Genomic DNA, 9,383 nt, shown 5'->3' with positions numbered 1-9,383 from the left:
GGGTCGGTGCGGGCCGCCGCGCCGGATGCCCCCACGCGGCCCATCGCGACGGAGACGGTCGAGCGGACCTCGCGTCGTGAGGGCTGGGATCTCGGGGAGTCGGCGCGCCGCGAGGGCGGCGAGGCCGAGCCGACGGTCCCCCGGGTCGACCCGGATCCGACCAAGGAGTAGTCATCATGCGGGTCGTCGTCACAGGCGGCGCCGGCTTCCTCGGTTCGCATCTGTGCGAGCGCCTCATCAAACGCGGTGACGAGGTCGTCTGCCTCGACAACTTCCTCACCGGAAGCGCGGCGAATGTCGCGCACTTGCAGGGTCGCGCAGGGTTCCGGCTGGTGCGCACCGACGTCACGGACTATCTGCACGTGGTCGGGCCCGTGGACGTCGTGCTCCATTTCGCGAGTCCCGCGTCGCCGGTGGACTACCTGCAACTGCCGATCGAGACCCTCAAGGTCGGCTCCATCGGCACCTTGCACGCGCTCGGGCTGGCGAAGGAGAAGGCGGCACGGCTCGTGCTCGCCTCCACCTCCGAGGTCTACGGCGACCCGGAGGTACACCCGCAGCCCGAGACCTACTGGGGGCATGTGAACCCGGTGGGACGGCGGGGGGTGTATGACGAGGCGAAGCGGTTCGCGGAAGCCCTGACGCTGGCATACCGCAACACCCATGGGGTCGACACCGGAATCGTGCGGATCTTCAACACGTTCGGGCCGCGGATGCGTCCCGACGACGGGCGGGCGATCCCGAACTTCATCCGGCAGGCGCTGGCGGGGGAGCCGGTCACGGTTGCGGGTGACGGCAAGCAGACGCGGTCGATCTGTTATGTCGACGACCTGATCACCGGCATCCTCGCGATGGCGGACAGCGATCACCCGGGGCCGGTCAATATCGGCAACCCGCACGAGATCGCCATGCTCGACCTGGCGCGGTGGATCATCGAGCTGACCGGCTCCGAGAGCGAGATCGTCCACATCGAACGCCCCGTTGACGACCCGACGATCCGCCAACCGGACACGACATTGGCCCGGGAAGTGCTCGGGTGGGAACCGCTGGTTCCCGTGGAGGAGGGCTTGCACCGCACCATCGCGTGGTTCCGTGCCCAAGAGCAGGAGCACGCGTTCTCGGTGCCGCCCCTGGATCCGCAGGCGACCGAGCACATCCTGCGCGGCGAATAGGCACCGCGCGCCCACCCGGGCGCGCGGCACATAATCCTCAGTCGGCGGCCAAGGCTGCCGCCCCGACGATGCCGGCCTGGTTCTCCAAGGCCGCGGGCACGATCGGGGTGCGCAGGTCCAGCAGCGGCAAGAACTTGTGGTGCTTGCGCGAGACGCCGCCCCCGACCACGATCAGATCGGGCCACAGCAGGTCTTCGAGCTTCTTGTAATAGGGCTGTAGGCGTTTGTGCGCCCACTCCTGATAGCTGAGTTCTTCCTTGTCCTTGATGCTGGAGGCCGCGCGCGTCTCGGCATCATGGCCATTCAGCTCCATATGCCCCATCTCACAGTTGGGGATGAGCACGCCATTGTGCAGCAGCGCGATGCCGATGCCGGTCCCGAGCGTCGTGAGGATGACCAGGCCTTGGGCACCCTTGGCCGCGCCATACCGCTGCTCGGCCACCCCGGCCGCGTCGGCGTCGTTGACCAGCAGACACTTGCGCCCGATCGCATCGGAAAAGATCTTTTCGCCCTCGGCATCGATCCAGGCCTTGTCGATATTCGCGGCCGTGCGCACCACCCCGTGCTGCACCACGCCGGGAATCGTCACCCCGATGGGCGCATCGGCGGGCAGATCGTCGGTGAACTCATCGGCGATCTGGTCGACGATCTTGGCCACGGCCGCCGGGGTCGATGGCGCCGGGGTCGCGATCTTGAGCCGGGGTTGCAAGAACTCCCCGGTTGCCAGATCGACTGGCGCGCCTTTGATTCCCGAACCGCCGATGTCGATGCCGAGTGCCACCGCGTGCGCCATTGCTCGCGCTCCGTCCTGATCGAAAGAGGTCATCGGGGCACACCCGCCCCGATCCATATGTTCACCAGTGATCTTGGCCCATCCGGTGCCCGAGCGCTAGCTCTGGATCACATAGTGCGCAAAATGCTCAGCGGGTCTAGGGTCGGGATGCGGCGTGCATCACAGGGGATGCGGCCCCCGATCCTGGGGAGTTGGGCATGAGCGAACATGGTCCGGTTTCGGACGTCGAGTCGATCTATGACGATGCGGACACCAGTTCGGGACGAAGTGCGATCCGCATCGCGAGCGTCGCCGCTCTTGGTGGCTTCCTCTTCGGCTATGACTCCGCGGTCATCAATGGCGCGGTCTCGGCCATCGAGACGCACTTCGAGGTTTCCTCCGAAGCCCTCGGGTTCGCGGTGGCCTCAGCGCTGCTCGGCGCCGCGGTCGGCGCCTTCACCGCCGGCGGGGTCGCCGACAAGATGGGCCGGCTCGCCGTGATGAAGGTCGCGGCGGTGCTCTTCTTCGTCTCCGCCTTCGGCACCGGCTTTGCCAACAGCCTCTGGATGCTCGTGGTCTTCCGCATCATCGGCGGACTCGGGGTGGGCTTCGCCTCGGTCATCGCCCCGGCCTATATCGCCGAGATCGCCCCGGCCCGCATCCGTGGCCGACTCGGCTCCCTGCAACAACTCGCGATCGTCACCGGCATCTTCGTCTCGCTGCTTGTCGACTATCTCCTGGCCAATGCCGCCGGCGGTTCCCGCGAGGTTTTGTGGATGGGCCTGGAGGCGTGGCGCTGGATGTTCCTCGCGATGGCGATCCCGGCCGTCATCTATGGCGTGCTCTCCTTGACGATCCCCGAGTCACCGCGCTATCTGATCGCCGCCCACAAGATCCCCGAGGCCCGCAAGGTGCTGACCGCCCTGCTCGGCGAGAAGAATCTCGAGGTCAAGATCGACCGCATCCGCTCCTCGGTCGCCCGCGAGAAGAAGCCGTCGATGGCCGACGTCAAAGGCCCAGCCCTGGGCCTGATGCCGATCGTTTGGATCGGTATCGGCTTGTCGGTCTTCCAGCAGTTCGTCGGCATCAATGTGATCTTCTATTACTCCAACATCTTGTGGGAGGCCGTCGGTTTCAGTGAGGACGACTCCTTCAAAATCACCGTCATCACCTCGATCGTCAACATCCTCGTCACCCTGATCGCCATCGCGACAATCGACAAGTTCGGCCGCCGTCCGCTGCTGCTCATCGGCTCCGCGGGCATGACGGTGACCCTCGGCATCATGGCCGTCATCTTCGCCGGGGCCCCGCTCGTCGACGGCGTCCCGCAACTCTCTGACGCGGAGGGGGTGACGGCGCTGATCGCCGCCAACCTCTTCGTCGTCTCCTTCGGTATGTCGTGGGGCCCCGTCGTGTGGGTGCTCCTGGGTGAGAAGTTCCCCAACAAGATCCGGGCAGCCGCCTTGTCGCTGGCCGCTGCGGCGCAGTGGGTGGCCAACTGGTTGATCACGGTCTCTTTCCCCAAGCTGCGCGACACGCTCGGCCTCGCCTACGGCTTCTATGCCATCTGTGCCCTGCTGTCCTTGATCTTCGTGTGGAAGTGGGTCAGTGAGACCAAGGGCAAGGAACTCGAAGAGATGGACGACGCCCTCAACTGACGTCGGCGGGCGGTTTGCCGCAGACGAAGATCGCCGTCCCCGGCAGGACCCGCCCCCGCGTCGGGGACCAGCCGCCCCACTCCTGCTCGTTGCGCTCGGGCCATTGCGGCTCGACCAGATCGAGCAGGACCAGGCCCGCGGCGACGATCTCACGCACGCGCTCGCCGAGCGTGCGGTGATGCTCGACATAGGTGACCTCACCGCGGTGGTCCCGCTCGACATACGGCCGGGTGTCCCAATAGCTCTGGTGGGCCGTCAGGCCGGCCGCGCCCGGCACGTCGGGGAAGGCCCATCGGATCGGGTGCGTCGTCGCGAAGACGAACCGGCCGCCCGGGCACAGCACGCGCGCCGCCTCGCGCATCACCCGCGCCGAATCGGCGACGAAGGGCACCACGCCGTATGCCGTGAAGACCACCTCGAAGGCCGCCTCGGCGAAGGGCAATCTGGCGCCATCGCACTGCACCAGCGGCACCGGCTGAGCTGCGGCCCAATCGATGGCCTGGCTCTGGGCGAGCATCCCGCCGGACAGATCGCTGGCCACCACCGTCGTGCCACGCGCTCGCAGCCAGCGGGAGCATTGCGCCGCACCCGCCCCGATCTCGAGGACCGGGCCTTTCGGCGCCACTCCACCGGGACCCAGCAGCCCGAGGTCGGCCTCACTCCACCCCTCCGGGCCCCAGATGAAGCCGGCATCGCCGAGGAAGGCCCCATGCTCGGTGTAGTAGTCCGCCGCCTCGCGATCCCACCAGTAGCGCTGAGCGCGGGTGGACTCCGCCTGCCCGACCGGATCCCGGCTGACCTGGGTCGATTCGCTCATGACGCTCCAAAGCCGATCAAAGGGAGCGGTTTGGCAGGCTATGGCCAAGACCACTAGACTGGCATCGCACACGTGTGCGCGTTTTCGCGTGCGCGCGGGCATGTCCATTATCCGCACGATTCACCTGTCCACATCGAAGGCCCTTCTACACATGACTGCAACTACGGTCGCTTCGACCGCCCCTCAGGTCGCCATCAACGACATCGGCACTGAGGAAGAGCTGCTGGCCGCCATTGACCAGACCATCAAGAACTTCAACGACGGCGACATCGTCGTCGGCAATGTCGTCAAGGTCGACCGCGACGAGGTCCTCCTCGACATCGGTTACAAGACCGAGGGCGTCATCCCCAGCCGCGAGCTGAGCATCAAGCACGACATCGACCCCAACGAGGTCGTCACCGTCGGTGACGAGATCGAGGCCCTGGTTCTCCAGAAGGAGGACAAGGAAGGCCGCCTGATCCTGTCCAAGAAGCGTGCGCAGTACGAACGCGCCTGGGGCACGATCGAGAAGGTCAAGGAAGAGGACGGTGTCGTCAAGGGCACGGTCATCGAGGTCGTCAAGGGTGGCCTCATCCTCGACATCGGCCTGCGCGGCTTCCTGCCCGCCTCCCTCGTCGAGATGCGCCGCGTCCGCGACCTCCAGCCGTATGTCGGCAAGGAGATCGAGGCCAAGATTATCGAGCTCGACAAGAACCGCAACAATGTGGTCCTGTCGCGCCGCGCCTGGCTCGAGCAGACCCAGTCCGAGGTGCGCTCCACCTTCCTGCGCGAGCTGCAGAAGGGCCAGGTCCGCTCCGGTGTCGTCAGCAGCATCGTCAACTTCGGTGCCTTCGTCGACCTCGGTGGGGTCGACGGCCTGGTGCACGTCTCCGAGCTGTCCTGGAAGCACATCGACCACCCGTCCGAGGTCGTCGAGGTCGGCGACGAGGTCACCGTCGAGGTCCTCGACGTCGACATGGACCGCGAGCGCGTCTCCCTGTCGCTGAAGGCGACCCAGGAAGACCCGTGGCAGCACTTCGCCCGCACCCACGCCATCGGCCAGGTCGTGCCCGGCAAGGTCACCAAGCTGGTGCCCTTCGGTGCGTTCGTGCGCGTCGCCGACGGCATCGAGGGCCTGGTCCACATCTCCGAGCTGGCCGAGCGCCACGTGGAGCTGCCGGAGCAGGTCGTCACCGTGGGCACCGACATCTTCGTCAAGGTCATCGACATCGACCTCGAGCGGCGCCGCATCAGCCTGTCGCTGAAGCAGGCCAACGAGGACGGCGCCGGACAGGTCGAGTTCGACCCGACCCTCTACGGCATGGCCGCCGAATACGACGAGGACGGCAACTACAAGTACCCCGAGGGCTTCGACCCCGAGACCGAGCAGTGGCTCGAGGGCTACGACGCGCAGCGTGAGGCGTGGGAGAAGCAGTACGCCGACGCGCACGCGTTGTGGGAGAGCCACCGCGCCCAGGTCGAGTCGGCCGCCAAGGCCGACGCCGAGGCCGCCGAGGCCGCGGGCGAGGCCCCCTCGTCCTACTCCTCGACCACGAGCGAGTCCACCACCTCGGCTGCCGCCCCGGTCGCCGAAGGCACCCTGGCCTCCGACGAGGCCCTGGCCGCGCTTCGCGAGAAGCTCACCGGTCAGTAGGACCCCGCTCCACGGCATACGACGAATCCCCCGGTCACCAGCTGATGGTGACCGGGGGATTCGTCGTATGCCGTGGTGGGTCGGATGCCGAGCCGGCCGGCTGCCGGTGCCGCGTCAGGCGCTCGGCTTCACGCCCCACGCCTCGGCCACCGTCGCCGGATCGGTCACCCTCACGGTGTCCGGGATGGCGTCGATGACGCGGATGAAGTCGCGGATGCAGTACAGCTCGGCGTCGGAGGTCCAGTGCGTGTTCTCCGGGCCGGAGCAGTTCCACTGCATCGCGGTGCCGGGAGAGCTGGTGCCGGTGACGAAGCGGTAGAACTGCAGGGTCGACCAATAACCCGGGTTGACCTTGACCTTGGGGATCAGCTTCGCCGGGGTCATGTAGATCGACTTGTAGAGCAAGGAGTTGCACGGCTGCGTCGGGTCGGCGCACTTGCCGCCCTCGACGGAGAGGGTGGACTGCCAGTTCGGCCATTTGGTCCCTGCGGCCTTACTGGTCAGGCCAGTGCCGTACTTGCGCCCGAAGGCGAAGCACTTCTTGACCACCTGGGCCTGGATGGTGTCGTTGAGCTTGTTGTTGGGGTAGGCGAACAGGCCCCACGCGCGAGTGTGCCCGCGCCGCGCCAACGCCCCGACCGAACCGCAGGACTCGGCGTGCTGCTCGGCTCGCGTCAGCTGGGTCATGTTCAGGTAGTTCATGCCGGCGCTGGTGAAGGTCCAGCCGTAGTTCGTCCGCAGCTGGGTCAGGTCGTTCCACGACGTGGTCTCGACATAATTCTCGAAGCAGTACGGCGTTTGCCCCGTGCGCTTGACGACGACATTGCCGACGCCGCTCACGCCGCGATCGCGCATCACCGTGGCCACCCGAGTCAGCGGGACGGAGTTCGGCAGGGGCTCGCATCCCCTGTCCATCGACTGCCGCTGGGTGCGCCCGAACAGGATCGTCAGGTATGCCGCGTCGGCCCGGGTGCCGGGGGCGGCTGCGGTGCTCACCGAGGCGGCAGTCGTGGCGGCGGGCTGGGCGTTCGCCGTCGTTGCGGCTGCGGCTCCCGCAGTTAGGGTCACGGTTGCGGCGGCGAGGGCGGTGGCCGATCTGCGCATTGCTGAAGTACTCCTTGGCCGGCGGTTCCCGGGTCCGGGCCCACGGGAGCCGCGCCATCGTGCGAGCGGGTTACTCGGGCAGTGTGCCATCGTGACCAGCGGATTGCCAGCCAGGGTGTCTTGTGCCACGCCGTGGATCACTACTGTGTGCACATGCTGCGGATCGGTGTCACCGGCGGGATCGGCTCGGGCAAGTCGAGCATTGCGGCAGTGCTGCGTGATCGCGGCGCAGTCATCATCGACGCCGACGCCATCTCCCGGCAGGTGGTCGCCCCCGGAAGCGCCGGTCTCGCCGGGGTGCTGAAGCATTTCGGCCCCGGTGTGCGAGCCGCCGACGGCTCGCTGGACCGGGCCGCGCTGGCCCGGCTGGTGTTCACCGATCCCGGGGCGCGCCGGGAGTTGGAGGCGATCACGCACCCGCTGATCTGGGCCGAGGCGGGACGGCAGTTCGCCGCGGTGCCCGCGGACGGCGTTGCCGTCCATGACATGCCCTTGCTGGTGGAGAAGCGCATGTCGGGGGAGTACCACCTCGTGATCATCGCCATGGTCGATCCCGAGACGCGTGTGCGCCGCCTCGTCGAACAGCGGGGACTGGACGAGGCCGACGCCCGCGCCCGGATCGCCGCCCAGGTCAGTGACGACGAGCGGGTGGCGGCGGGTGATGTCCTCCTGGACAACGGCGGCACGCCCGACGACCTGACCGCGGCCACCGGCCGGCTCTGGCAGGAGCGGATCGAGCCCTTCCGGGCCAACCTGCTCGCGCTGCGCCCGGCCGCCCCCGCCACCTCCCCGTTGGAATTGGCGGGAGCGCAGGCGCAGGCGGGTCGCATCGCGACGCGGATTGCCCACACGATCACCGACCGCATCGAAGCCATCGGCGCGCGAGTCACCTCCGTGGCCGGGGGCCTGCTCACCATCGACTGCGGCGTGGTCGCCGCGAAACCGGCCGGAGACGGTCCGTGGCTGGCTCCCGAACACCGCGCCGCCCTCACCCACGCCGGCTTCCCCGGCGTCGCCGGCGGCGACGTGTTCGGCAACTGCGACCCGGCCTGGCCCTCCCGGATCACCCTGCGCCGCATGCCGTAACCCCTCCCCGTCCAAACCCTCCGCGTCGTGAGGGCACGACTCCCGGCGGGACGGGTGGGACGCCGGTGCCCGTCAAGCCGGCAGCAGCGGATAACAGGCAGCGACCCGCTCGCGCCACCACTTCTCGCGGGCGGGGGCGACGGCATACTCCTGCAGCAGTTCCGCGGACGGGACCGGGCGGCATACCGGGAGCGTGCCGTCCCGGGGAAGTAGCGGGTCAGACGTGACGTCGCCGGCCATCAGGTTGAGCGTGCCGAGACCACACGCGCCATACAGATCCGGCAGGGCGGCGGCGAGGGCCACGCCGGCGGCGATGCCGACCGACGTGTCGAGCGCGGAGGAGACTACCGCCGGCAAGCCGCACGCGTCCACGATGTCCAGCGCGCGGCGCACGCCACCGAGGGGCGCGACCTTGACGACGACGAGGTCGGCCGCCTGCTGCCTCGCCACACGCAGCGGATCCTCCGCCTTGCGGATCGACTCATCGGCCGCGACCTTGATGTCGAGGCCGCCTCGCGCCAGCGCCCGCCGGACGTCACGCAGTTCGGGGACGGTGGCGCACGGCTGCTCGATGTAGTCGATGCCGTAGGGAGCGAGCCGGGCCAGCAGACCGGTGGCCGCCGCGACGTCGAAGGCGCCATTGGCGTCGACGCGGATCCGCCCCGCTGGGCCGAGGTGGTCACGGACGGCGGCGACCCGGTCGACGTCGTCGCTGCGCCCCTGACCGGGTTCGCCGATCTTGACCTTCACCGTGTCGCACCCCGGGAAACGCGCCAGGATCCCCGGAACGCGTTGTGCCGCAACGGCAGGCACCGTCGCGTTGACGGGGACAGCGGTACGCTGCGGGGCCGGCCACTCGTCATACCCCGACTCGATCGCCGCTGCGAGCCAGCGGGCGGCCTCCGGCGGTTCGTATTCGAGGAAGGGACCGAATTCGCCCCACCCCGCCGGCCCCTCGACGAGGGCGGCCTCGCGCGTCGTCACGCCGCGGAAGGGCACCCGCATGGGGATGGCGACGACGTGAAGCCGGGCGAGCAGGTCGTCCAAGGGCGGGGTCGTCATGGCCGGACCTGTGGCGGCGCGTCGGTCGCGCCCGGTGGTATGCCACGCCGGCGCAGCTCCGCCTCGGCCCGCGCCAGGC

At 68.4% G+C, this 9,383-nt stretch carries 8 protein-coding genes; 4 read left to right on the top strand and 4 right to left on the bottom strand.

The genetic code is table 11. The features are described from left to right. Positions 1-176: 176 nt before the first annotated feature. Positions 177-1,172 carry a UDP-glucuronic acid decarboxylase family protein gene (locus tag BN11_RS07525; RefSeq protein ID WP_048696276.1) on the top strand — a complete coding sequence of 332 codons (996 nt, stop codon included), beginning with the start codon at positions 177-179 and terminating at the stop codon, positions 1,170-1,172. 37 nt (positions 1,173-1,209) lie between these two features. Here the strand turns inward: BN11_RS07525 and ppgK are convergent, their stop codons facing one another. After that, positions 1,210-1,998 (bottom strand): polyphosphate--glucose phosphotransferase, encoded by a 789-nt coding sequence (gene ppgK, locus BN11_RS07520; protein ID WP_235435404.1) that lies wholly within the window; start codon positions 1,996-1,998, stop codon positions 1,210-1,212. 164 nt (positions 1,999-2,162) lie between these two features. Between ppgK and BN11_RS07515 the strand changes: the two genes are divergently transcribed. Beyond that, positions 2,163-3,602 carry a sugar porter family MFS transporter gene (locus tag BN11_RS07515; protein WP_048696272.1) on the top strand — a complete coding sequence of 480 codons (1,440 nt, stop codon included), beginning with the start codon at positions 2,163-2,165 and terminating at the stop codon, positions 3,600-3,602. On the opposite strand, the gene BN11_RS07510 is transcribed toward BN11_RS07515, so the two are convergent. Further along, on the bottom strand, positions 3,595-4,419 hold the full coding sequence (locus BN11_RS07510; RefSeq protein WP_048696270.1) for a class I SAM-dependent methyltransferase: 825 nt from the start codon (positions 4,417-4,419) through the stop codon (positions 3,595-3,597). The genes BN11_RS07515 and BN11_RS07510 overlap by 8 nt on opposite strands. 151 nt (positions 4,420-4,570) lie before the next feature. On the opposite strand from BN11_RS07510, the gene rpsA reads away from it, so the two are divergent. After that, positions 4,571-6,052 carry a 30S ribosomal protein S1 gene (gene rpsA / locus BN11_RS07505; protein ID WP_048696268.1) on the top strand — a complete coding sequence of 494 codons (1,482 nt, stop codon included), beginning with the start codon at positions 4,571-4,573 and terminating at the stop codon, positions 6,050-6,052. A 114-nt stretch (positions 6,053-6,166) separates the two neighbouring features. Here rpsA and BN11_RS07500 read toward each other — a convergent pair whose 3' ends face one another. After that, positions 6,167-7,156 carry a polysaccharide deacetylase family protein gene (locus BN11_RS07500; RefSeq protein ID WP_048696266.1) on the bottom strand — a complete coding sequence of 330 codons (990 nt, stop codon included), beginning with the start codon at positions 7,154-7,156 and terminating at the stop codon, positions 6,167-6,169. A 153-nt stretch (positions 7,157-7,309) separates the two neighbouring features. On the opposite strand from BN11_RS07500, the gene coaE reads away from it, so the two are divergent. Beyond that, positions 7,310-8,242, top strand: coding sequence for a dephospho-CoA kinase (gene coaE, locus BN11_RS07495; RefSeq protein WP_053084034.1), 933 nt, complete (start codon positions 7,310-7,312; stop codon positions 8,240-8,242). Positions 8,243-8,314: 72 nt separating this feature from the next. On the opposite strand, the gene BN11_RS07490 is transcribed toward coaE, so the two are convergent. Next, positions 8,315-9,304, bottom strand: a complete 990-nt coding sequence (locus BN11_RS07490; protein WP_048696264.1) for an o-succinylbenzoate synthase — start codon at positions 9,302-9,304, stop codon at positions 8,315-8,317. Between the last annotated feature and the right edge of the window lie 79 nt (positions 9,305-9,383).

The sequence above is a fragment of the Nostocoides australiense Ben110 genome (assembly GCF_001050535.1).
Lineage (GTDB): Bacteria > Actinomycetota > Actinomycetes > Actinomycetales > Dermatophilaceae > Nostocoides_A > Nostocoides_A australiense.
The sequence above is the reverse complement of the archived record's forward strand: the minus strand, read 5'-3'. Positions and strand labels throughout refer to the sequence as shown.